Annotated in this window: 26 protein-coding genes; 12 read left to right on the forward strand and 14 right to left on the reverse strand. The window is 56.3% G+C overall.

Annotation, left to right across the window (positions count from 1 at the left end):
* Window positions 1–23 precede the first annotated feature (23 nt).
* The gene (locus TH5_RS17080; RefSeq protein WP_114122857.1) at window positions 24–803 is read left to right on the forward strand and encodes a siderophore-interacting protein; all 780 of its coding nucleotides are present in this window, start codon (window positions 24–26) and stop codon (window positions 801–803) included.
* 73 nt (window positions 804–876) lie between these two features.
* On the opposite strand, the gene TH5_RS17085 is transcribed toward TH5_RS17080, so the two are convergent.
* The 3 genes from TH5_RS17085 to TH5_RS17095 form a co-directional block, all read right to left on the reverse strand.
* Window positions 877–1,530 (reverse strand): exopolysaccharide biosynthesis protein, encoded by a 654-nt coding sequence (locus tag TH5_RS17085; RefSeq protein ID WP_114122858.1) that lies wholly within the window; start codon window positions 1,528–1,530, stop codon window positions 877–879.
* Between the two features lie 108 nt (window positions 1,531–1,638).
* Window positions 1,639–2,316 carry a hypothetical protein gene (locus TH5_RS17090; RefSeq protein WP_114122859.1) on the reverse strand — a complete coding sequence of 226 codons (678 nt, stop codon included), beginning with the start codon at window positions 2,314–2,316 and terminating at the stop codon, window positions 1,639–1,641.
* 169 nt (window positions 2,317–2,485) lie between these two features.
* Window positions 2,486–2,704: a DUF3126 family protein gene (locus TH5_RS17095; RefSeq protein ID WP_062953055.1), complete on the reverse strand. Its 219-nt coding sequence runs from the start codon at window positions 2,702–2,704 to the stop codon at window positions 2,486–2,488.
* Between the two features lie 320 nt (window positions 2,705–3,024).
* Between TH5_RS17095 and TH5_RS17100 the strand changes: the two genes are divergently transcribed.
* On the forward strand, window positions 3,025–3,687 hold the full coding sequence (locus tag TH5_RS17100; protein ID WP_114122860.1) for a glutathione S-transferase: 663 nt from the start codon (window positions 3,025–3,027) through the stop codon (window positions 3,685–3,687).
* Window positions 3,688–3,883: 196 nt separating this feature from the next.
* Window positions 3,884–4,420: a hypoxanthine phosphoribosyltransferase gene (gene hpt / locus TH5_RS17105; protein WP_114122861.1), complete on the forward strand. Its 537-nt coding sequence runs from the start codon at window positions 3,884–3,886 to the stop codon at window positions 4,418–4,420.
* 42 nt (window positions 4,421–4,462) lie between these two features.
* On the opposite strand, the gene TH5_RS17110 is transcribed toward hpt, so the two are convergent.
* The 4 genes from TH5_RS17110 to TH5_RS17125 form a co-directional block, all read right to left on the reverse strand.
* Window positions 4,463–4,981: a hypothetical protein gene (locus TH5_RS17110; protein ID WP_114122862.1), complete on the reverse strand. Its 519-nt coding sequence runs from the start codon at window positions 4,979–4,981 to the stop codon at window positions 4,463–4,465.
* Window positions 4,978–5,265 (reverse strand): ElaB/YgaM/YqjD family protein, encoded by a 288-nt coding sequence (locus TH5_RS17115; protein ID WP_114122904.1) that lies wholly within the window; start codon window positions 5,263–5,265, stop codon window positions 4,978–4,980. The genes TH5_RS17110 and TH5_RS17115 overlap by 4 nt, the downstream gene beginning before the upstream one ends.
* A gap of 257 nt (window positions 5,266–5,522) precedes the next feature.
* Window positions 5,523–6,695 carry a 4-hydroxybenzoate 3-monooxygenase gene (gene pobA / locus TH5_RS17120; RefSeq protein ID WP_114122863.1) on the reverse strand — a complete coding sequence of 391 codons (1,173 nt, stop codon included), beginning with the start codon at window positions 6,693–6,695 and terminating at the stop codon, window positions 5,523–5,525.
* Window positions 6,696–6,903: 208 nt separating this feature from the next.
* Window positions 6,904–7,914, reverse strand: coding sequence for a substrate-binding periplasmic protein (locus TH5_RS17125; protein ID WP_114122864.1), 1,011 nt, complete (start codon window positions 7,912–7,914; stop codon window positions 6,904–6,906).
* Between the two features lie 228 nt (window positions 7,915–8,142).
* On the opposite strand from TH5_RS17125, the gene TH5_RS17130 reads away from it, so the two are divergent.
* Both TH5_RS17130 and TH5_RS17135 read left to right on the forward strand, forming a co-directional pair.
* Window positions 8,143–8,973 (forward strand): HAD-IIB family hydrolase, encoded by an 831-nt coding sequence (locus tag TH5_RS17130; RefSeq protein ID WP_114122865.1) that lies wholly within the window; start codon window positions 8,143–8,145, stop codon window positions 8,971–8,973.
* Complete coding sequence (locus TH5_RS17135; protein WP_114122866.1) at window positions 8,966–10,195, forward strand: glycosyltransferase family protein; 1,230 nt, start codon at window positions 8,966–8,968, stop codon at window positions 10,193–10,195. Before TH5_RS17130 ends, TH5_RS17135 begins: the two co-directional genes overlap by 8 nt.
* Before the next feature lie 24 nt (window positions 10,196–10,219).
* Here the strand turns inward: TH5_RS17135 and TH5_RS17140 are convergent, their stop codons facing one another.
* From TH5_RS17140 to TH5_RS17155, 4 genes are all read right to left on the reverse strand, one after another.
* On the reverse strand, window positions 10,220–10,711 hold the full coding sequence (locus tag TH5_RS17140; protein ID WP_114122867.1) for a hypothetical protein: 492 nt from the start codon (window positions 10,709–10,711) through the stop codon (window positions 10,220–10,222).
* A gap of 90 nt (window positions 10,712–10,801) precedes the next feature.
* Window positions 10,802–11,272: a hypothetical protein gene (locus tag TH5_RS17145; protein WP_114122868.1), complete on the reverse strand. Its 471-nt coding sequence runs from the start codon at window positions 11,270–11,272 to the stop codon at window positions 10,802–10,804.
* A 135-nt stretch (window positions 11,273–11,407) separates the two neighbouring features.
* The gene (locus TH5_RS17150; RefSeq protein WP_114122869.1) at window positions 11,408–13,222 is read right to left on the reverse strand and encodes an alpha-amylase family glycosyl hydrolase; all 1,815 of its coding nucleotides are present in this window, start codon (window positions 13,220–13,222) and stop codon (window positions 11,408–11,410) included.
* A gap of 235 nt (window positions 13,223–13,457) precedes the next feature.
* Entirely contained in the window at window positions 13,458–14,087 is a 630-nt protein-coding gene (locus TH5_RS17155; protein ID WP_208638474.1) for a hypothetical protein, read from the reverse strand.
* 116 nt (window positions 14,088–14,203) lie between these two features.
* Between TH5_RS17155 and TH5_RS17160 the strand changes: the two genes are divergently transcribed.
* Entirely contained in the window at window positions 14,204–15,100 is an 897-nt protein-coding gene (locus TH5_RS17160) for a LysR family transcriptional regulator (protein WP_114122870.1), read from the forward strand.
* Window positions 15,101–15,134: 34 nt separating this feature from the next.
* Here TH5_RS17160 and TH5_RS17165 read toward each other — a convergent pair whose 3' ends face one another.
* The gene (locus TH5_RS17165; protein WP_167443581.1) at window positions 15,135–15,539 is read right to left on the reverse strand and encodes a cupin domain-containing protein; all 405 of its coding nucleotides are present in this window, start codon (window positions 15,537–15,539) and stop codon (window positions 15,135–15,137) included.
* A 148-nt stretch (window positions 15,540–15,687) separates the two neighbouring features.
* Window positions 15,688–17,403 carry a thiamine pyrophosphate-requiring protein gene (locus tag TH5_RS17170; protein ID WP_114122872.1) on the reverse strand — a complete coding sequence of 572 codons (1,716 nt, stop codon included), beginning with the start codon at window positions 17,401–17,403 and terminating at the stop codon, window positions 15,688–15,690.
* Window positions 17,404–17,471: 68 nt separating this feature from the next.
* Here TH5_RS17170 and TH5_RS17175 point away from each other — a divergent pair, with 68 nt between their 5' ends.
* On the forward strand, window positions 17,472–18,302 hold the full coding sequence (locus TH5_RS17175) for an IclR family transcriptional regulator (protein ID WP_244204958.1): 831 nt from the start codon (window positions 17,472–17,474) through the stop codon (window positions 18,300–18,302).
* Between the two features lie 6 nt (window positions 18,303–18,308).
* Here TH5_RS17175 and TH5_RS17180 read toward each other — a convergent pair whose 3' ends face one another.
* The gene (locus tag TH5_RS17180) at window positions 18,309–19,277 is read right to left on the reverse strand and encodes an AraC family transcriptional regulator (protein ID WP_114122873.1); all 969 of its coding nucleotides are present in this window, start codon (window positions 19,275–19,277) and stop codon (window positions 18,309–18,311) included.
* 134 nt (window positions 19,278–19,411) lie between these two features.
* On the opposite strand from TH5_RS17180, the gene TH5_RS17185 reads away from it, so the two are divergent.
* From TH5_RS17185 to TH5_RS17205, 5 genes are all read left to right on the forward strand, one after another.
* Window positions 19,412–20,620, forward strand: coding sequence for an MFS transporter (locus TH5_RS17185; RefSeq protein WP_114122874.1), 1,209 nt, complete (start codon window positions 19,412–19,414; stop codon window positions 20,618–20,620).
* Window positions 20,621–20,841: 221 nt separating this feature from the next.
* On the forward strand, window positions 20,842–21,636 hold the full coding sequence (locus TH5_RS17190; protein WP_208638475.1) for a PRC-barrel domain-containing protein: 795 nt from the start codon (window positions 20,842–20,844) through the stop codon (window positions 21,634–21,636).
* Between the two features lie 162 nt (window positions 21,637–21,798).
* Entirely contained in the window at window positions 21,799–21,969 is a 171-nt protein-coding gene (locus TH5_RS17195; protein ID WP_114122875.1) for a DUF3309 family protein, read from the forward strand.
* Window positions 21,970–22,005: 36 nt separating this feature from the next.
* Complete coding sequence (locus TH5_RS17200; RefSeq protein ID WP_114122876.1) at window positions 22,006–22,572, forward strand: lipid-binding SYLF domain-containing protein; 567 nt, start codon at window positions 22,006–22,008, stop codon at window positions 22,570–22,572.
* Between the two features lie 39 nt (window positions 22,573–22,611).
* Window positions 22,612–22,959, forward strand: coding sequence for an HPF/RaiA family ribosome-associated protein (locus TH5_RS17205; RefSeq protein ID WP_114122877.1), 348 nt, complete (start codon window positions 22,612–22,614; stop codon window positions 22,957–22,959).
* Window positions 22,960–23,049: the final 90 nt, after the last annotated feature.

Genomic DNA, 23,049 nt, shown 5'->3' on the forward strand with positions numbered 1-23,049 from the left:
GATAATCCCTACAGGAGCTTGGAATGAACAAACCAGCACCCCGCGATCTGACCGTCATCCGCAAAACCTATGTCACGCCCAATATGCTGCGCGTGACCTTGGGCGGTGACGGCATCGCATCCTTCCCCGACGATCAGGAAAGCGCCTATGTCAAACTGATCTTCCCCATCGACGGCGATGAAAAGGACCGGGTTTTGCGCCGGACCTATACCGTCCGTCATGACCGCATCACCGATCAGGGCCGGGAAATTGATATCGATTTCGTCATGCATGGCGATGGTTCCGATGATAACGATCACGGCGGCCCGGCCTCGAACTGGGCGGTGAATTGCAAACCCGGCGATCTGATCACCATCGGCGGCCCCGGCCCGAAAAAGCTTGTTGATCCCACCGCCGACTGGTTCCTGATTGTCGGCGATATGACGGCGCTGCCCGCCATTTCGGTCAATCTCGAAACGCTGCCATCCGATGCACGCGGTTACGCCGTGATCGAAATCGCGTCCGAGGCCGACATGCAGGATTTGCAAAAGCCTGAAAACGTCACCATCGAATGGGTGATCAATCCGCATCCGGGCGAAAATGCCAATGCCCTGCCCGATGTCGTGAAAAAACTGCCATGGACTGATGGCCGCCCGTCGGTCTGGGCCGCATGCGAATTTACCGCGATGAAAATGCTGCGCGATCATTTCCGCAATGATCGGGGCTTGGGCAAGGATGATCTTTATATCTCAAGCTACTGGAAACTTGGCCTGAACGAAGACAACCACAAGGTCATCAAGGCCGAGGATGCCCAGGCCGCCTGATCGTGGCCCGGACATAACCGTATAAAACAAAACGGCTGCGATTGATTTCGCAGCCTTTTTTGTTTGCAAGCGATCACGCCGCCAGCGCAGTCACGCTATACCATGTCAGGCCCGCAATCCCGGTTGCCGCCACCCCGCCAACCAGAATCCCGGCGGCAATCGCCACCCCGTCTGATAACACAAGCCCAAGGCCGACAACGACAAGGCAAAGTGCCGGGATGCTGTTGGCACCGGGAACCGGGATCGGAATGGCAATGATGAAGGCAATGACAAGGCAGATCAGACCGATCACCGGCATGCGCTGCGCCGGGACAAAGAACTGCCAGCGGTCCGACATCCGGTTTTCAAGCCAGATCAGCCGTGGCCGCATATGCCGGTAAAACCCGCTCAGGCGACGGCGACCAATCCTGCGGCGGCGCATCCAGTCGGGCAGATAAAGTTTTTTCCGCCCGATCACCAGTTGCAGCGCTAGAAACGCCAGCGGAATGGTCAGGATCGCATTCGGCCCCGGTACCGGCACACAGGCAATCAGCGCAAACAGGACAATCAACGCCCCCTGGCTTTTTTCACCCATCGCATCAAACAGCGCACCCAGACTGATATCAGGGCTGATACCCTGCGCCCCGCCATCTGCGGGCTGCACGGCCTGATCATCGTTTAACAGGGCATCAAAGATCGATGAAAGCCTTGCCCCGTCTTTGGGAAGCGGATCGTCGGTTCGTGTCATGATATTCCGTAACTGATTGCGATCACCCCCTGATATGTCCAACGATTGTGATCAATCCGTGGCGATGTGATGAAATGGCTGGCCGGGATACCCCTGCCTTTTCCCGGCTCAGATATATTGCGAATGCAGTCTGCCCATCTCGCGCCGGGCGAAAAAGCCGGTATGCTGCGTGGTTTTGATTTCTTCGGGACGCAGCCGGAATTCCCGGTCATAGACAAAGGCTCGGCTGGCCCCGATCACACCCTTTTCGGAGCTGTAAACACCGATCACGATGATCTCGATCCGGCAATCGCGATCCCGGCCTGGGAATTTCTGTTCGTTATCATCCGATGTTCTTGCGATCTGGCGGCGCACCCGGGCCAGAAGACGATTGGCCGAACCAAGTTCGATACATTTCCCCGGCGGCAATGGCCCCTGCAGGGTAAAATCGTCAAGCCGTTCGGAAAGCGCACGACTTCCATCCGTCCCGTGATGCTCCCCGTCCTCATTCCGGGCATCGGATCCCTCGCCGGGTTCGGCATCGGTGATGACCTGACAGACACGGTCATTGCCGCTATCAATGCACAGCAAAACCGTTTCGATATGGATGGCTTCCTGGCTCATATTGCTGATCAGGAACCGCGCGGTTTGCGCATGATCAAGCAACTGGTTGATCACGATTTTGGGACGTCTGGCCCGGCGATAGCTTTGAAAAAGCAGTTGGGCATAGAAAATCCAGACCAGCAATGTCGCAAAGCTGATCAGTAGCTGAAGCACAGTACCGTGCTGCTCCATCCATGCGATCATAGATACCTCGTATAACGATGGCGAAATGTGCAGGCTGCACGCGGGCCTTGGCAGCCCCGTTAACGAACGTATCAGCGGGCATTTTGTTTCAAACCGCGCGATGCCCAAACAAAAACGCCCCGGCCATTACTGGCACGGGGCGTTTTGCAAAACCTTTTGGCAACCGATCTTACGGGGCCGGCGGCAGGTCTTCTTCAAGGATCACGATATTCAGCGAATAGCTGACTTCGCCTTCGTCCTCGTCACGGTGCACAACACCGACAAACTCGTCGCCAACGCGCATTTCAATCGGGTGGCCTTTGCGCTTGGGCGCATCGACGGCAATTTTCGGATTATCAAAAGTGCGGCGCAGATAATCGGTAACGCGGGCGATTTCGGTCGGTGTCATGTAACTGGTCCCTTGCTTCTGTCAGATCGGCTTTGGTCTTTGAACCGTGTTCGGGGCAAACGGCGCAGCTTGTTCGCGCCAGCACGTCCCCAAACCGGTCTTACGAAATAAATAACGGGCATTGTCCTTTCACAAACTGTGCCATGAAATCAACCCCGCTTGCGCAAAAAAGGCCCCAAAGGACGCAATTTTCTGGCTCGATCCCGTCTTGTCCGTCTTTTGAACATAGGAAGTCGATACGTGAATGTCTAACGCATGACAATCCGCTTTGTGTCCGATAAGCGGTTGCAATGCGCTGCCCCAACGGCTAATCGGGTTATATGACCAAACAAACAGCACGCCCGGTTTTATACAGTTTCCGTCGCTGCCCCTATGCGATGCGCGCCCGCATGGCCCTGCTGGCAAGCGGGATCGATGTCGAACTGCGCGAAGTTGTTCTGCGCGACAAACCCCAATCCATGATCGATGCCTCGCCCAAGGCCACCGTGCCCGTGCTGATCCTGCCCGATGGCAACGTGATCGATGAAAGCCTTGAGATCATGGTCTGGGCGCTGGCCGAAAATGATCCGGAAAAATGGCTGGAACCCGAAAGCGGCACGCTTGAAGACATGCTGGCCCTGATTTCGCAAAATGACGGGCCGTTCAAACATCATCTCGATCGCTATAAATATTTCAACCGCTACGAGGATGCCGATCCGGCCGAACATCGCCGTGACGCGGAAAAAATCCTTAACCGGCTCGATGGCCGTCTGGCGGTTGGCAAATATCTGTTTGGCACCCGCCCGGCCTTGGCCGATTTTGCGATTGCACCCTTCATCCGCCAGTTCGCCAATACCGACACGGATGCCTTTGATGCGATGCCATTTGTCCATCTGCAACGCTGGCTTGATGAATTCCTGAATTCCCGGTGGTTTGCGGCCGCAATGGTCAAATATGACCAGTGGCACGAAGGCGACGAACCGGTGATCTTCAAAGCCGCCTGATCGGGTCCCACCTGCACAGCTTCCATCTGATGAAAAAGCCGTCGTATAGATGGCCCGCCTGTTGCACAATCAGGGCGTGCAACAGGGCATGAATTCTACGGGATTATACTTCTGTTACCATTCACGGGCTGGTCATGGCGGATCGCTTGTGATAGCAAGCGGGAAATCATCCCATAACGCTTCAGGACCGAGATTGATGGCCGATTATGATGTCAAGCCGCTGATAACGGCGGACGAAATTGCCACACAGATCGATGCGCTTGCCGCCAGGATCAATGAAAACTTCAAGGATACCGAAAAACTGATCGTTGTCGGTCTGCTGCGCGGATCGTTCGTTTTCATCGCCGATCTGGCCCGCAAACTGACCGTTCCGGTCGAAGTCGATTTCATGGTCGCCTCAAGCTACGGCGATTCCACCGAAAGCTCGCGCAATGTTCGCATCGTCAAGGATCTTGACGGTCAAATCCGCGGCAAGGACGTTTTGCTGGTCGAAGACATCATCGATACCGGTTATACCCTGTCCGAAGTGGTCCGGTTGCTTAAAACCCGCGATCCGAACCGGCTTGAAATCTGCACGCTGCTCAATAAACCGTCGCGTCGCGAAGTCGAAATTCCGATCAATTATTGCGGCTTTGACATTCCCGACGAATTTGTCGTCGGCTATGGCATCGATTACGCACAGGCCAACCGCAACCTGCCCTTTATCGGCACGGTGCATTTCCACGGCGAATAAGGTTTCGGAAATCTGAAATGAAAAATGGCGGGAACCATCCGGTTATCCCGCCATTTTTGAATCTGATGTCGTGCTGCCGTTTCGCGGCTCGTCTGGTGTACCCGGTTGTTCGGCGGGGCTTGTTGTCGCACCAACCGGCCGATCAAACACGCCAAGGGCGGATAAATCGGCAACCAGGCGTTCAAGGCCATCCTGCATTTGCGGCTTGTCACCCTGCCCGGTTGCGTAACCGGCGCGGGCCGCATGGATCAGCATATCAAATAAAAGCGCATCTTCACTGCGTGCCGGGTCGGCATCAGCCTTGTCTTGTCGCGCAATCCCGTCACTTGGGTCGCGTTGCAGAACAATCGCCAGCGCCACCAAGCCAAGCGCGACCAGAACCGTCCCCAGACCAAGGGCAGCACCAAGTGTCCCGAACTGCGCGGCCAGATAAATGAACACCGCCGCCAGCAGGAACCCGATCCCGATCAGGATCGTTACCCCGATAACCGCAAAGACCGCCAGCTTTACGGCGGCGGCCTTTGCGATTTCAGTGATCGCTTCAACGATCTGATCGATCATTTACGCAGCAGACCGCCAACCAGCATACCAATGCCAAACGTCACCGCAACCGAAGTCAGCGGGCGCTCGCGCACCTGATCAACGGCAACGCCGCGTGCATGGTCAAACTGGTCGTGAACCTGGCCGGAAACCTCGCGGACGCGCTCTGCGGCGGATTGGGCAACGGAATTGGCCCGATCGCTTCCCATCGTTTTGAGCGTCTTGGTGACTTCGGCAAGATCCTTGCGCAAAGCCTCGACATCGGCCTGAAGTTTTGCATTATCCGTATCAGTCTTGGTCACCATCATAAAACTCCTGTGGTTATCCATTAACTTATTCGACACTTGCCTAACGAACCGGACCCCAAAGAAGTTCCACATAAAATTGTGATTATTTGGGGGCACCCGCTTCAAACCGCGGCATTCTGCGCCCCCGGGCCAACACGTTTTTCCAACGGAAATCCGCCTTTGACAAAAAAGAACGGCCCGTCGTGGGAACGGGCCGTTCATCCCTTGCAGAAATCTGGGCGGATTACGGAGCGTGGGGCTCCGAACCATGCCGGTCAGTAAGGCAAACCGACATAGTTTTCTGCAAGCGTCGTCAAACCTGCCTTGGATGACAGGATATATTCCAGCTCGGCCTTGCGAATACGGCCGTCAAAATCGTGATGATCATCAAATGTGTGCAGCATCGATGTCATCCACCAGCTAAACCGCTCTGCCTTCCACACCCGCGCAAGCGCGGTATCGGAATAGGTTTCAAGCAAATCATCCCGGTTCTGCTTGAATTTGCCGATCAAGGCCTCGGACAGGTAATGCACATCACTCGCCGCAAGATTAAGCCCCTTGGCCCCCGTCGGCGGCACGATATGACCTGCATCGCCGGCCAGGAAAAGACGCCCGTGGCTTAGCGGCTCGGCAACAAAGCTTCGAAGCGGTGCGATGCTTTTTTCAAACACCTCGCCCTCATTGACCAGTTCCGCATCGGCCTCGCCTAGCCGCAGACGAAGCTCGTTCCAGAACCGGTCATCGGACCAGTCTTTGATCGCATCACTGCTCGGTACCTGCACATAGTGGCGCACAACGGTTTCGGATCGCATCGAACACAGCGCAAATCCACGATCATGGCTCGCATAAATCAGCTCGTCCGCCACCGGCTTTGCCTTGGCCAGAACACCCAGCCAGCCAAACGGATAAACCTTTTCATATGTCCGAAGTTTCGATTGCGGCATCGTCTGCCGCCCGACCCCGTGGAAGCCATCACAGGCCGCGATATAATCGCATGTCAGTTCAACCTGATTGCCATCCTTGACATATCGAACACGCGGCTTCTTGGTCTCGATATCATGCAGGCTGACATCTTCGGCCTCGAACACGATCTCGCCACCATGATCAAGACGGGCAGCGATCAGATCCTTGGTGACCTCGGTCTGGCCGTAAATCATCACGGTCGCGCCACCGGTCAGTTCTTCGATATTCACATGCTGGCGCTTGCCATTGACACTGATATAAATCCCGCCATGAATGATGCCCTCGCGCTTCATGCGGGCATCAACGCCGACACGCTCCATCAGGCCGACCGTCCCCATTTCAAGAACACCGGCCCGGATGCGCCCCTCGACATAGGCGCGGTCCTTGCGTTCAAGGATCACACTGTCAATTCCTTGCACATGCAGCAAATGCGAAAGCAGCAACCCCGAAGGACCGCAGCCGATAATGGCAACAGGGACATGCATGACGTAATCCTCACTCGACTATTCTTGTTGGTTTTCTGGAACAAGAACCGTTCCAACAAGGAAAGAATACGCCTGATTTCACATGGGAAGAATGGATAAACCGGGAAAAGGATAGGACAAATCGAACATCTATATCGCAATGGTTATTGCAACATATCCCGATGGTTTTGATCGGGGCGCTGATGGTCAAAGGATCATCAAAAGGCGGTCAAAAACCGCCAACCTGATCTGCCCCCACCTGATCTGCCCCGACCGGATTTCCCTGCTCGCTCCCCTGTCCGTTAACCGTCATTTTCGTTCCGGGCGTGGCACTTGCAGTTTGTTCGCACACACCCCAGCCCCGACACATGGCCCGGCCTTCGGGGGTATCCAGAAACCCGTCAAACGCATCGCGCAACACTTTGCCTTGCGGGTGATCCCGGGAAAACAGGATGAACATGTTCTCTGATTGCACCGGATCGGTAATGCCATAGCGTTTCACCGCATCCTCGCCCAGAACCCGCGCCATATCCATCAGGCCGACATCCTTTTCGTCAAAATAGATATCAGCCCGCCCGGCATCCAGAAACCGCCATGCGGCTTCCGATGACGTGACAATATCAGCCTGAATGCCCAGACGGCGAAATTCAACCTCGTACCAATAACTGGCAACCCCGACCGGACGCAGCCCCAGGGGGGCAATATCGGCGATTGCGTCAATATCAAGCCCGACCGGAAACCTGTCCTTGCGATAAAATCCGATCTGGCGCGCCTTTGCGATTGGATAGCGCGGATAAAGCACCTCGGCCGCGCGCTCGTCGGTCCAGATCCAGCTGAATGTCGCGGCATATTGCCCCGCAATGGTCTGCTCATAAGCACGTCGCCACGGCACAAAAACATACCGCACCCGGTATCCCATCGCCTCGAATACCTCGGTCACCCGCTTGGTGTGAATGCCGTATCCGGCTGCATTTTCCGTAATCATCGGCGGCCATTCGCCTACCGCAAACAGAACTTCCGGCTTCGCCACCGATGTTTCTGCGGTTTTTCCGGCCTCCTGTGCGACCGCCCCGCCGGATACCCCCGTGACGACCACGCACACAGCTGCCCACGTGATCTGCACCATCAACGCCAGCAAAGGCGCGATACCACCCGTCCGTCTTTTCCCCACACCACACTCCTGCATGGTTGCGGCATATGCTGCCGCCTTACCCCGATACGTCACTTTATTGTTTTTCACGACTTATCTTATGTTGATAAGCCTCACGGATTATTAAACGCCAAATTCGATATTTTTCATACGTTCGATCACGATACTGGATCAAAATGCCTTTAATTTCATCAACATGTAACGACGCATAAAATTTAACCTTTCCACTGTCGCCCTGCCCCGACCTGTGTGCTAAGGTAAGTTCCGGTCACTGCACCGGCCCCGTCAAAAGCCTTTTGAAACCGACCAAACGGGACGATGACAGAACACAGCCACTGCGCCATTTTCACCGATCTTGACGGCACCCTGCTTGATCATGACACCTATTCCTGGGCCCCGGCGGCCCCGGCGATTGAACGCATAAAAAAGCTTGGCATACCGCTGATTGCGATCTCGTCAAAAACGCTGGCCGAACTTTCCCATATCAATGCCACCGATCACCTGTTTGACGGATTGATTGGCGAAAATGGCGGTGTCATCCGCCTTGGCGATCAAACCGAACAACCCGGCCCGGCCACCGAAACCATTGACGCCGCCCGCGATGCCATCCGGGCTGCCCTCTCCATTCCCGTCGCCAGTTTCCGCAGCACATCGCCCGAAATCATCGCCGCCCAAACCGGTCTTTCCCCCGATGATGCGGCGCGCGCCGGACGTCGGCACTGCTCTGATCCGCTGATCTGGGCGCCGACGGACAAAGATGTCACCACCGCCCGGACCATTGCCGAAACATTCGGCCTGAAACTGGTCAAGGGCGGGCGCTTCCACACCCTTTGCGGCCCGACTGACAAGGGGGCGGCAATGGCGCGCATGCTGAAACTATTGGCCAAAAACGGCGTTCTGCCTTCAACGGGTTTAACGCCTTGCACAATCGCCTTGGGGGATTCCGCCAATGACGCGACCATGCTGGCCGCGGCCGATTTCCCGATCCAGATACCGCAAAAACACGCATCGACAACAACCGCATTGATACAGGATCAAAAACTGATCATCGCCCCTGAACCGGGCCCTTCGGGCTGGAACGCGGGCATCAACGCTCTTCTCGATCAATTGACCAATACCAATAACAAAAGCGAGGTACTTCATGGCTGATTTTCATCAGGGCGGGCCGATCACGACCCTGCACCGCATCATCGACCGCAACCCCGAAGAACTCGCTTATGAAATGACCGCCTTCGCCCGCCAGCGTCGGCAAACCCTGATCCTGCCCTGCCTTTATTCCGAACTTGAAACCCCGGCCATGACCACCATCCTTAATGGATTGAAGCAGGCCACCTATATCGATCAGATCGTCGTCGGACTGGACCGGGCCGATGCCACGCAATACGCCTATGCACGGGAATTTTTCAAAGACCTGCCGCAACATGTCCGCATCCTGTGGAATGATGGCCCGCGCCTGCGCAGCGTCCATGACCGGCTCGCCGAATATGATCTGGCACGCTATGAACCGGGCAAGGGCCGCAATGTCTGGTACTGCCTTGGCTATACGCTGGCATCGGGGCGAAGCTCGGTGATTGGCATTCATGATTGCGACATCGCAACCTACAAGCCCGATCTTCCCGCACGTCTGATGTATCCGATTGCCAACCCGGCATTTAATTTCGCCTTTGCCAAGGGATATTATGCCCGCGTTGCCAATGGCACGCTCAAGGGCCGGGTCTGCCGCCTGTTTGTCACGCCCCTGATCCGCGCACTTAAACAGGTCGTCGGCAAAACAGATTTCCTGAATTACCTTGATTGCTTCCGCTATTCCCTATCGGGCGAAATGGCGATCCGTACCGACGTTGCCTATGGGCTTCGCGTCGCATCCGACTGGGGCCTTGAAATTTCAATGCTCTCGGAAATGTACCGCAACCATACGGTCCACCGTCTGGCACAGGTCGATATCGCCGATATCTATGATCACAAACACCGCGAATTTGACCCGGCCGAAAAGGATGATGGCCTGTCACGCATGGCAAGCGACATCGCGAAATCCCTGTTCCGCAAACTCGCAACCCAGGGCACCGTCTTCTCGCACGAAACGTTTCGCACGCTCAAGGCCACCTATTACCGCACCGCCCTTGACCTGATCGAACAATACCGCGCGGACGCGCTGTTTAACGGCCTTAAAATCAATCGCGACGAAGAAGAAAAATGTGTCGAGGTCCTGGCCGAAGTCATCATGAGTGCGGGGCAGCATTACCTTGATAACCCGCTCGAAAGCCCCTTCATCCCAAGCTGGCAACGCGTTGAAAGTGCCATGGGCGATATCTTCGAACAGCTTTCGGCTGCCGTCGAAGACGACCTGAACGATGCAGGGATCGGCACTTAACATGCACCTGCACATCGCAATAGATCAAATATCGTACTGGTATTCATAGTCGAACCGGATGCCAAGTATCTGGTCGACAGGATAGCCATCCCGGTTTCGCGTGCGCACCGGCAAAAGGACGCGCAGCCAATGCTGGTCGGCGCGCACGGCAAGGGTAACGTGGTAAAATGTCGGCTGTCCGCACATCATGGTATTGAACAATGCCGGTGTCAGGCAGGACCCGTATTTCATATCGATCTCGCGCGGGCTGGCGCGCTGGAAGCTTTCGCCGTTCAACGCCACAATCGACGGCGCATCAATCCGCACAACGAAGTCTTCCTTTAACGGCATATATTCATAGATGGTGATATCGTCGATCCACGGGCGCAATCGCTCTGCGGTCAGAATGTCACGCGACGGTACAATCTGCTCCGGATCTTCTGCGCGCGCCTCATACCAGACCCTGACCAGATCGGTGACATGCGGCCCGATATTTTCGGGTAATTCATCAAGTTCGAAATCTGTCGTCTCGGCCATTCTGCGGTGTGACCTTCTGCCTCTCCCAATATTAGTAAAATTGGCAATACAAGGTAAAATAACAAGTCCCGGCCGAAAAATCGGCCCGTATCACACCTTATAAAGAAAATGCACTACCAGAACCTGAATGACAGGCGCGCCCTTCCTGCACCGGGTTCGCACCGGCAACATCAGCCGCAGCCAGTTTTCCCACTGCTTGCGCTCAACCCCGATCATGTGGATTTGTGCCTGCCCGGTTCTGACCACCTCGCACAGGGTCGGATAGACCGCCGTTCCGAAATCCAGATCAATCTGGCGCGGGGTTGATCCCTGATAATTCTCGCCACTCGCCGCAATCATGTTCGGCGCATCGATGCGAATGACGAAATCATTGCGTTCTGGCTGATATTCATAAATGCCAATATCGTCGCGCCATGGTGCCAGAATATCGGCATTCAGATCACAGCGGTCGGGAATATCACCGTTGCGGCAGGCCCCCTGCCAAAGCCCGAACAATTGAGAAATATGCCCGCCCGCATCTTCCGGCAGCTCATCCAGCCGAATTTCCCGCGCATAGGCCATCACGCAACAGCTCCCCGACACGTCCATTCACTCTGTATCGATCATAGGAAAGCATCACGACGCAATGCAAGGCGCAAACATCAGGCTTTTCTGATTTTAAGTATTACAACGTAGCAACCGGGCCGAAAGCCTTCCTCAAACCGGCATCGCATCGCGATAACGCTGCAACAACCGGCTATCAATGCGATTGCGCCCGTCGATATTTGAAATCCACACGATCTGATAGGGTGCCAGCGGCAGGATACCGTTGAAATCCTCGATCACCTGTTGGGACAGCAGATCGGTCCAGCCCTCCGTCATGATCAGGTTGATCTTCGAAAGATCAAGGTCCTGCACCTGATCGGTCAGGTTGAACACACAGAAAATGCTTTGATCATTCAAATGGCTTTGCCGCCACACGCCCAGCAATTCCGGGCCAAGGTTAAGGGTATATTGCGTCGCATTGGGATGGAACGCCGGCTGCCCCATGCGGATCGACATCAATGCGCGCAACTGATCAAACGCCCGCTTGGCAATCCCTTCTTCCGATAACCGTTCCTCCGCCTCCTCAAGCTGCCAGATTTTGCGGTTAAGCCTGCGCGGAATGCCGGTTTCCTCATATCCCGTCTGATCGTTTTCGGTGGCAAAGATCGACTGCACATAAATCGCCGGAACCCCCTCAAGCGACATGGCAATCGCCTGGCTCATCACAAACCGTTCCAGCCCATATGTGCGATCCCCGGCAAAATTCTCGGCCAGCATGCTAAACAGCGTGACGTTCAACTCATAGGCCTTCTGCCCGCCGCCCTTAAGCGACCGGTAACTCACCTGCCCGCCCATCCTGCGCGCATGGTCGGTCATGGCATCAATATCCGCATCCGGGATCAGGTTTTCGGCCGGGCGCAGGCCAATGCCATCATGGCTGGCGGTGAAATTGAAAAATGTGCAGCCCGCCGGGGCTGGTGGCATCGACATGATGCATTTGCGGATGCAATCACTCCGCCCCGATAACAGCGCATGAATGATCACCGGCGGCAGGCTGAAATTGTAAATCAGATGCGCCTCGTCCTGATTACCGAAATAGGACAGGTTTTCAAGCAGCGGCAGATTGGTTTCGGTGATAAACAGCACATCCGGATGCACCGCCGTCGTCGCAAGCCGCAATGCCTTGATGATCTTGTGCGTCTGATCAAGGTTGATCGAACTGGTCCCGGCCACCTTCCAGATAAAGCCGATGGCATCCAGCCGCACGACCCGCACCCCATGTTTAAGATATTCCAGAACGATCTTCAGGATTTCAAAAAACACATCCGGGTTGCCGTAATCCAGATCGACCTGATCATAGCTGAACGTGCACCAGACATGCTTTTCCCCATCCGATGTCGTGACCTTGCTTAACAGCGGGTGGCTTCGCGGACGCACCACATCGGAAAGATCATCATCGGGGCTGGCGGTCTTGATGTAATCAACACCAGGCTTTTCTCCGGCAAGGAACTGCTGGAACCAGACGTGCGATGCCGAAATATGGTTCGCCACCAGATCGGCCATCACGGTGGCATCTTTGGACAATGCCTTCACATCATCCCATGTGCCAAGTTCCGGTCGCAAACTACTGAAATCACTAACCGAAAAACCATCATCGGACGTAAACGGATGAAACGGCAGGATATGTATCCCGGTCAGCCAGTCCTTAAGCCATGTGCGATAAAAATCACCAAGGCTTTCAAGCCCGTGATGCCCATCGCGCGATATGCTGTCCCCATAGGTAATCAGAAACGCATCGCGCTGATCCCATTTGCGCAGATTTTCCTCGCATGGCTCCGCCCCGTCCCCCTCAAGCGGCAGGTCCAGCACATCAAAAACCCGGCGCACCAGTTCCGCGTGATCATGTTCCGGATACACATCCGCAAGCAGATTGCGCATTGCACTTGCGAACGCAATACGCCCCGAGGTTCCAATAGCGCGATCCATGCTGGCTCCTTTGGGCAGGCAAATCAGGAATTCACCTTAATCAAATAATGATTTTGCCTATGATGCAAGCAACGATTTCAAAGTGCTAACAAAGCAGGCAGCCAAACCTTGCAGAAGCTTATACCGCCTCAAAGGCGGCCTATCGCGCCGCAGAAAACCTACCCGGCACATGGCCGGGTAGTGATTGAAATCCTTATATTCCGCATCCGGCAGAAATCATCCCGACTGTTTCCGGCTATTCGGCAACCGCCCCTGCAACAAAGCCGGCAGACGGCACAACCGACGACCGACGTTCAAGCTGACGCCGCAACACCGGCCTTACGAACAAAATCGCAACGAACAGCCCGGCCGACAGACTGATGCCATAAAACAGCATGAAATGCTGATATCCCAGCCACGGCGCAACCACGCGTGCGGCCCCGAACGCAGATGCACAAAACCACGACACGGAACTTACCGCGCCAAGGATCGTGCATATCAAAAGCCTGACCGATGACGCTTTTTCCTGTTTATCGGCAAATACCGGAAAAGCATAAAGGTGAAGGAAAATGCCATTGATCGTCAGGATAGTGACGACCGTAACCTTGGCAAATACTTTGCCGTTTGCGGTAATGGCAGCAACATCAAACCCGATACCAAGCCCGATCAATGCCACCCCGGATACCCAAAGCACCCCCAACAGCAAAGCCGTGTAAACGGCATCCCTGCCTAGGTCATACCTGCCTTCCTGATACTGACCACGCAGCATCGCAATGTCTGCCCGCGCCACCAGAACAAACGCAAATGCGAACGCAAACAGGTGCAACATCAAAACCGACTGCCGGATCAACGGCACTAAAAACTCATGGGGATCAACGCCCAGCACGATCTTACACTCCTTGTGCCCCTCCCCTATTTCGCTCCTGCACAAAATTTACGAGTGTCAGACCATAAAAAAAATTCTATATTTATGATTATCTCATTCAAAAAAGTTGAAGCTTTATGTCTGGCATCACCCTTGATCAATTGCGGGTCTTCGTCACCATTGCCGACCTCGGAAGCTTTGCCGCCACCGCGCGGCATCTGAACCGGACACAATCGTCGGTCACCTACACGATCCAGAAACTCGAAGAACAGACCAATCTGGAACTGTTTGACCGGACGGCCTATCGTCCGACCCTGACCAAGGCGGCACATTCCCTGCTGCCCCATGCACGCAAGGTCATGGCGGATATTTCCAGCTACCGCCAACACGCCAAAGGCATCGCTGACGGGCTCGAAGCTTCGATCACGATTACAATCAGCCAGTTTGCATCAAACGCCCCGCTGATGGATGTCCTTGCGGTTCTCGCCCGGAAATTCCCGACAGTCCGCGTAAGCCTGTCGACGGTTACGATCCAGACAACCGAAGTCCTTGACAGCGGCGCGTCCGATCTTGCGATTTTGCCGGAATTCATTCCCTTTGGTTCCGACTATGCCCGGGCTGCCTGCGGGCAGGTCAGAATGTGTGCTGTGGCACGACCGGACCATCCGCTCGCCTGGTTTCCGGGAAAAATCCATATCGATGCGATGCACGCCCACACCCAGATCATCACATCGGCGCGCGATGCCCCGACCCTGCAACGCAATCACGCTGTTCAGGCCCTGAATTACTGGAAGGTCAATGACCTTGAAACCAAACTTGCTATGATTTTACGCGGGATTGGCTGGGGCGGCATGCCCGAACATATGGTCGCAGACCATATCCGCAACAGAACCCTCGCCCTGCTCGATCCCGAAAGCTGGGATGGACTAAATCACATGCCGGTCCTCGACATTGTCGTCGCTCACCGTCAGGACAAGCCGCTTGGCCCGGTTGGGCAGTGGATTTTTGACCAGCTAAAAGATGAACCCCGGTAATCGAACCCGCCGCATCCACTATCACCTTGCAAAATCAGACGTCGCTAGATGGGTCTTCAGGCTTGTAGATCACGTTTTCCGCGCCCTCGGCCCCCATAAAGACGACAACGACACGCGCGGGAACGTCGCCATCATTGATCCCCTCATGCCAGTAATCCATCGCCTCAAGCACCCCTTCCCCGGCCCGATAGGTGGTTTTTCCCGCATCGCCGTAATCGACGGTAATCTGCCCTTCAAGGATATATCCATAGGTCGGCACGCCATGCTTGTGCCAGCCGGTTTTCTGCCCCGGCGCCATCGTCGCCAGCACCGACCTGATCCGCGCCTTGCCCGACGGATAGGAAACCTGCTCGCCGACAAAATTCACACCGCTATCAAGCAGCTTCACCCCGTCATGAACATCCTTGGCGGGCACGCTTTTCTCCGGATGTTTTTCCATCAGATTTCCCATGTTCTGCGAACGCTCCCGCGTCGATTGATTTCCATAATCGGTAAATCATAGGCCGATGACGCGCCTAAATCATAAAAAAACCGGGCATCATCACCATGACACCCGGTTTTCATCATCGGCTCTGCATCACCACCCCTTACGGCGCAATCGTCACCTCGACCAGCGCATGGGTGCGGTTGGTGTCGATATGCGCAATCGCACGGCGCAGGATTTCCGGCAAATCGGCTGCCCGTTCGGCCTTCGCCGTCCAGGCACGGCTGGCTTCCGCGACCTTGGTGAAATCGGGGCTGGGTTTAAGGCCGGTCAATGGCATCTGGTTGGTTTTCGCGGCATAACCGTCGGGATACATCCCGGTCACCGACTGACGCACCGCCCCCCATTCATTATTGTTCAGAACAAGGATCAGGATCGGAAGCTCCAGCGCCTCGGCAATCTGATGGCATGCCGTCGGATTGGCAAACATGTAGGATCCGTCCCCCATGGTGGCGACCACAAGCTTATCCTTATCCGCCAACTGATAGCCCATCGATGCCGGGAAGGACCAGCCAAGCCCGCCGGAATGCGGTTCCTGATACCAGCTACCATGTTCCGAAAGCGAAAGTGGCTCCAGCGGGCAGCCAAGCTCCGAAAACACCGTTGCCGATCGCCCGACAATCGCCTCCGACAGGCAGCGCGAAACATAGGCCTTGCTCATCGGATCAACCGATCCGGCATCGGCCACCGCAAGCGCCTTCTTGCGCGTGCCCGCATTGATCGCCGCGACCTTTTCGCGCCGGTCCGCGCACATTTCGCGATGATCCCCATGATGGCGATCCAGCGCATCGGCCAATGCCATGATCACATCGCCGGTTTCCCCGGTCAGCGATAGGTCGGCGGCAAAATTGCGCCCCGGAAAACGCGAATAAAGCGGGTTCTGCCCGATCTGGATCACCTTGCAATCGGGGCGGAGCGTATGAATATCGGGCGACCACGGGGCAAGGCAATCAATCACCAGAACTGCGTCGGCATTTTTAAGCCACGGTGCCGGGTCCATCCCCGCCATCATCGGATGATCGGTGCCAAGGGCAAGCTGGATCGCCCAATATTGCACCACCGGAATGCCCCACTGATCCACCAGTGACGACAGGCGATCAAATGCCTCCGCCGTGCCCGTACCGCGCTGGGCAATGATCACCGGGTTCTTGGCATTGGCAAGAATGCGTGCTGCGTCCTCAAGGCTTTCCTTCGGTGGCATCACCCGAACCGGCTGCATGCGAAGCGGCGCGTCAATCGCATCCCCTGGGCAGGGTTCGCACAAAACCTCGCGCGGCAGGGAAACATAAACCGGCCCCTTGGGCACGGACGACGCAATCGCATAGGCCCGGTCAACCACATCGGGCACCTGTTCGGGGAATTTAAGTTCATATTCCCATTTCGATGCCTCGCGCACCATCGCCGCCTGATCGCGCATTTCCTGGCCCCAGCCAATGGGAACCGTGCGCGCGCCAAGCCGCCCCTGTTCCATAACCGGGGTGCGTCCCGACATCAGGATCACCGGCACATGCTCCGTCGCGGCATTGATCGCGCCAATCGCACAATTGGCCAACCCGACATTGGTATGCGCCATCACCGCCTGCGTTTTGCCGGTAGCAAGGTAATAGCCATGCGCCATGCCCATCGCGGCGTTTTCGTGCGGCATGACAAGCGCGTTGGGAAGCTCGATATCCTTGGCATTGGCTTCGGCCAGCCCTTCGATGATCGGCGGAAAATCCGTACCCGAATTGGCAAAGATATAGTCCACCCCGATCGCTTTCATCCGCGCCAGAACGGCCCCGCCTGCGGTGAGCGTGATGTGCGCCTTGTCATTTTTCATTTGACGTTCCTGCTATATTTCTATATTTGAAATTTGATTTATAATATAGTTTATTCTTGAAATCGGGCATGCGTCAAGGCACCGCGATGCAAAATCACGCGCGTGCGGCACAAAACCACCAGACCAAAGGAAACAGGATGCCAAGCCAGCTTAACGGATCGGTGCTCAAGGCGTTTCGCATCCTCGAACTGTTTGCCGAGGGACGAACAGAACTGACCGCAAGCGACACGGCGGCCGCCCTTGGCATCAACACCATCACCGCCCACCGGTTCCTGCATACGCTTGAGCACGCCGGTGCGCTGCGCATGGTTGCGCGCGGGGTGTTCCGGCTGGGCTATGTCTTTGCCGATCTGGGGGATCGCGTGCTGCGTGATGGCAGCCTGCCCAATCTGATCCAGCCGGTGCTGGACGATCTGGCCCGTAATGTCGGCGAGGCCTGCATGGCCACCGAATTTGATCGCGACATGGCGGTCTGCATCGCCAAGGCCCTGCCGGATCGTTCGCTTTATGTCGATATCCGCATCGGATCGCGCCTTGATGCCTTTTGCACGGCACATGGCAAATTGTGGCTGGCTTTCATGGCGCCTGATCAACAGGACCGCTATTTCGATGGCATCCGCCTGACCGGTATGACGGATCGCACCATCACCGATCTGCCCGCACTCAAATCCGAACTGCGCACCATCCGCGAACAGGGCTTTTCAACAAATAACGGCGAACGCGAAAGCGACATTTACGCCATCGCCGTCCCGATCCTGACCCAGCATGGCCGCATGGTTTCCGCCCTTTCGGTATTCGGCGCATCGCCGACCCTGATCGAACAGAAACGCGATACGCTACTCGCCGCCCTCCGCGACGCCGCCGAAAATGGCACACGCGCCCTTTACGGGCATTTCTGACCGGTCTCAGGCCACCCGTGTTTCGCGCTCCGTCCGGGGACTTCGGATCGTGCCCGGTGATTTGCCGGTCGTGCGTTTGAACGCCCGGCTGAATGCCGCCTGCGAGCCATAGCCAAGCCGTTCGGCCACCACATCAATCGACATGCGATCACGTGTGATCCACTGGCTGGCAAGCCGCATGCGAAGTTCGGTGACATAACGAAGCGGCGTTACCCCGGTGACTTCAAGGAACCGTTCGGCAAAGACCGACCGCGAACTGCCCATTTCCGATGCCATCGCCTCGACGGTCCAGTTGCGGCCCGGATCGCGATGGATGGCGGCAATCACACGCCCCATGCGCGGGTCGCGCAATGCCTCGACCCAACCTTGCGCATCACCGCATCCACATTCGACCCAGTCGCGCACGATCGATGCCGACACCACATCGGCAAGCCGCGTCAGGATGCCGGCAAAACCGGCGCGCTCGGTCGAAACCTCGCGCGCCATGGCTTCCAGCACCGGTAAAAGTTCGGGGTTTCGATCAATAAGGGTTCCGACCTGCATGACTTCCGGCATCATGCTGACCAGCGGATGCATCCCGCCAAGGTCAAATTCCATGCAGCCGCTGAAAATAAGCGTATCGGTGCTGCGGCACTGCTCCGCCTTGCAGGCATGAATGTCATCCACCCGGCGACAGATCGTCGTGACACTGTAATCGGTCACGTCAAGGCACGGGATGGACGGGTCCGAGAGCAGCGCATGAATGCCGCCACGCGGCAAAAGCACCGCATCACCGGCCTCAAGCGTATGGACAACCCCGCTATCGGTGCGCAGGTAAACCCGCCCGCGCGCGATGAAATGAAACTGTGCGCGCGTCGGGTCATCGCCAAATCGTACGCCAAAGGGCGGGGAAATCTGGATGCGGTTGTAATGCAGCCCGTCAAGCCGCATGCCGAGCAAAAGCTCGCTGATCAGGTCACTGGAAAGCATCTGCATGTCATCAGTTCCGGGATAATTCGCCCAATTTCGGACGATTGATCAATAATCAAGGAGAAACTGGCATAGCCCGTCCGGCACGTCCACTCTATTCTGATTGCAATGCACAAACACTCTATCCGAGAGGACATTCGATGACTGAGACAGTAAATAGGCCCACGGCTGCTGCCGCGCAAGGCGCGCCGGCCTGGTGGGCGGTTATTTCCATGACATTGGGGGTTTTCGGGCTGGTCACGGCCGAATTCCTGCCCGTAAGCCTGCTGACCCCGATGGCCGATGACCTGCAAATTACCGAAGGCCTCGCTGGTCAGGCGATGTCAACCACCGCCATTCTGGCCCTGATCACAAGCCTTTTGACCGCAACCGTCACCCGCAGCATTGACCGCCGTTATGTCCTGCTGGGCTTTTCCGTGCTGCTGACCATCTCCAACATCATGGTCGCCACCGCGCCAAGCTTTGTGGTGCTGCTGGCCGGTCGTGTGCTGCTGGGCATTGCGCTGGGCGGTTTCTGGACCATGTCGGCCGCCACCGTCATGCGCCTTGTGCCGGAAAAAAGCATTCCGCGCGCGCTCTCCATCCTGTTTAGCGGCGTTTCCGCTGCCACCATCTTTGCCGCCCCGCTCGGAAGCTATCTTGGCGATGTGATCGGCTGGCGCGATGTGTTCCTGCTCGCCTCCCTGCTCGGCGTTCTAGCCCTCGTCGTACAGTTCCTGACCCTGCCGAAAATGCCGCCGCGGGGCCGTGCAACGCTGCGCACATTGGTCGAGGTCATCAGCCGCCCGCGCATGAAATTCGGCCTGTTTTCGCTGGTCCTGATCATTACCGGCCATTTCGCCCTGTTCACCTATGTCCGGCCGTTCCTTGAAAACATCACCGGCGTTGCGACGGCGGGCGTTTCGGGCATTCTGCTCGGCTTTGGTCTTGCCAATTTCATCGGCACCTATGTCGGCGGTGCGCTGGTTGCGCGGTCGCTGCGCATGACGATTGCCCTGATGCCGATGATCATGGGGCTGGCCGGGATCGGCATGGTTTCCATCCAGGGCGCGATTGTCCCGACCACCGTTCTTGTCGCGATCTGGGGCATGGCCTTTGGCGGCGTTCCGGTCGCATGGTCAACCTGGATCACGCGCACCGTCCCGGATGAGGCCGAAAGCGGCGGCGGCCTTCTGGTCGCCGGGTTCCAGCTTGCGATTGCGACGGGCTCTGGCGTTGGCGGCCTTCTGTTTGACGCCAGCGGCGCGCTTGGCGTGTTTACCATCGCCGGCATGTTGCTGGTGGGCGCATCGATCATCGTTACACTGGGTCTGCGGACCAGCCCTGTTCCCGCAACCGAACAGGCTTAAGCATCGCCCCACCCCCACCCTGATGCTTGATCAGGCGGGCCCAGTGCACCCCGGCAGTTCCCCTGACTGCCGGGGTTTTCTTTATGCAGTCCCCATCACGCTGCCTTCAACCAATCAAATAAATGCACGCGGAAGTTAATATGCATCAGCTCCGTTCCACCTGAACTAGTTTAAGAATCACCGTGTTATCAACAATCCCCGATAACGCAAAGGAGTCTGACATGTTGTGGAATGGATCGAAGATCATTGGCTACGCCATCTCGGCAAGTGACGGCAAAATCGGCAAGATCAGCGACTTTTTCTTCGATGACACCAACTGGCTCGTCCGGTGGCTGGTTGTCGATACCGGCAATTGGCTCTCCAGTCGCAAGGTTCTGCTGCCGACATCGGCGATGGACCACCTCGATACCGACAAAGAGGAATGCTCCATAAAACTGACAAAAAAGCAGATCGAGGAAAGCCCGAAGGTAGACACGGACAAGCCCGTGTCGCGACAGATGGAAACCGACGTTTACGGTTACTACGGATACAGCCCGTATTGGAATAGCGGCTATGGCATGACCGGCGGTGCGGGCATGGCCGGTGGTTACGGTTACCTGGGCGGAATGGGCGGCGCGATGCCGGTTTCATCCGCCTCAAAACAGCGCGAGGAGGAAATGATCCTTGCCCGCAAAAACAGCGGTGACGTGCATCTGCGCAGCGTCGAAGAGGTCACCGGCTATCACATCAATGCCACGGACGGCGAGATCGGTCACGTCGAGGACATGATCATCCAGGATGCTGATTGGGGCATTCATTACCTCGTCATCGATACAAAAAACTGGTGGACCGGCAAGAAGGTGCTGATCTCCCCGCGCTCGGTAAAGGACATCAATTCGGAGGACGAACTGGTGAACATCAGCGTCAATCGCCAGAAGGTAAAAGACCGTGAGGCCTACGACGCCTCTGAAATGATTGACCCGGCCTTTGAAGAAAAATTCCGCGCCCATTACGGCATCACGTCGGTCGCGGCCTGATCGCGCTGCGGTGTGTTATTCGCCGATCATTGGCACGCTAACGGACTGGGCTTGCCGGAACTCGGTCTAAAACATGCCGCAGGCTCACCAGGGTTTCAGACAACGGACGTCTCGGTCCGTGATGCCGCGAAGGTCATCCGTTTTCAAAGGGAATTTCAGGTAATGAGAACAATCATATTCATCGTTTTGGTGCTCCTGCTTATCGGCGGCGGTGGTGGATATTACGGCTACAGCACATATGGCGGCGTTGGACTGGGCGGTGTTCTTGGCTTGATCCTGACGATCTTCATCGTGTTCTGGCTTATCCGTGCCTTCCAGGGCCGCGCCGTGTGACCCTAAGAACCTCTCTCATTCAGAAGGACTGCCAACATGACAATCATCCGAAAAATACTAATTGCGCTCGTCCTCACGGGGGCGACCGCCCTTCCAATCTCGATCGCCACGGCCCCTGTCGCACATGCGGCTTCGGTCGAGGAACTCAACACTTTATCAAACCAGTCCCTGCAAAAGCTCTATGGCACCCACCCGGTCGCCAAGCAGCTTTCCAAGGAAGCCAAAGCCATCCTGATATTCCCGCGCATTATCAAGGCGGGTCTGGTCTTTGGCGGTGCCTATGGCGAGGGCGCCCTTCTTGAGGACGGCAAGTTCGACAAGTATTACAACTCCGTTTCGGCCTCCTGGGGCCTTCAGGCCGGCGCGCAATCCTTTGGCTATGCCGTGTTTCTGATGACCGACAAGGCGATAGACTATCTCGATAAATCCAACGGCTGGGAAATCGGCGTTGGGCCGACCGTGGTCGTGATGGACGAAGGTGCCGCCAAGAACCTGTCCACATCAACCCTAAAGGATGATGCCTATGCCTTCATCTTCGATCAGGAAGGCCTGATGCTCAGCGTCAGCATCGAAGGCACCAAGATTTCCCGCATCAAGCAATAAACCCGCCAAAAAACGCAAGGATGAGCAAGGGAATTCGTCATGCAAATTCAGGTCAATACCGACAATAACATAGCGGGCGGAGAAGAACTCTCCGCCCACGTTTCAGCCCGGATCTACAACCATCTGGATCGCTACAGCCGACACATCACCCGCATTGAAGTCCACCTTTCCGATGCAGATGGCGACAAGTCCGGCAGGTCCGACAAGCATTGCCTCATCGAAGCCCGCCTGGAAGGACGTCAACCCGAAGTGGTCAGCGAACAGGCCGCAACGCTTGAAGGCGCATATTCTGGCGCGGCCAGGAAGATGCAGCACGCTCTGGCGACAACCCTGGGCAAGCTTGACCATGCCAAGGGTGCCGAAACCATACGCACCGGCGAAATGTAACATTGCGCGATGACTTTGGTCTTCCGGTCTTGCCATGGCAAAGTCTGGGTCTGGGTCTGGGTCTGGGTCTGAGTCTGGGGCTGGATCAGG

The sequence above is a fragment of the Thalassospira xianhensis MCCC 1A02616 genome, assembly GCF_003326475.1.
GTDB classification, from domain to species: Bacteria; Pseudomonadota; Alphaproteobacteria; order Rhodospirillales; family Thalassospiraceae; genus Thalassospira; species Thalassospira xianhensis.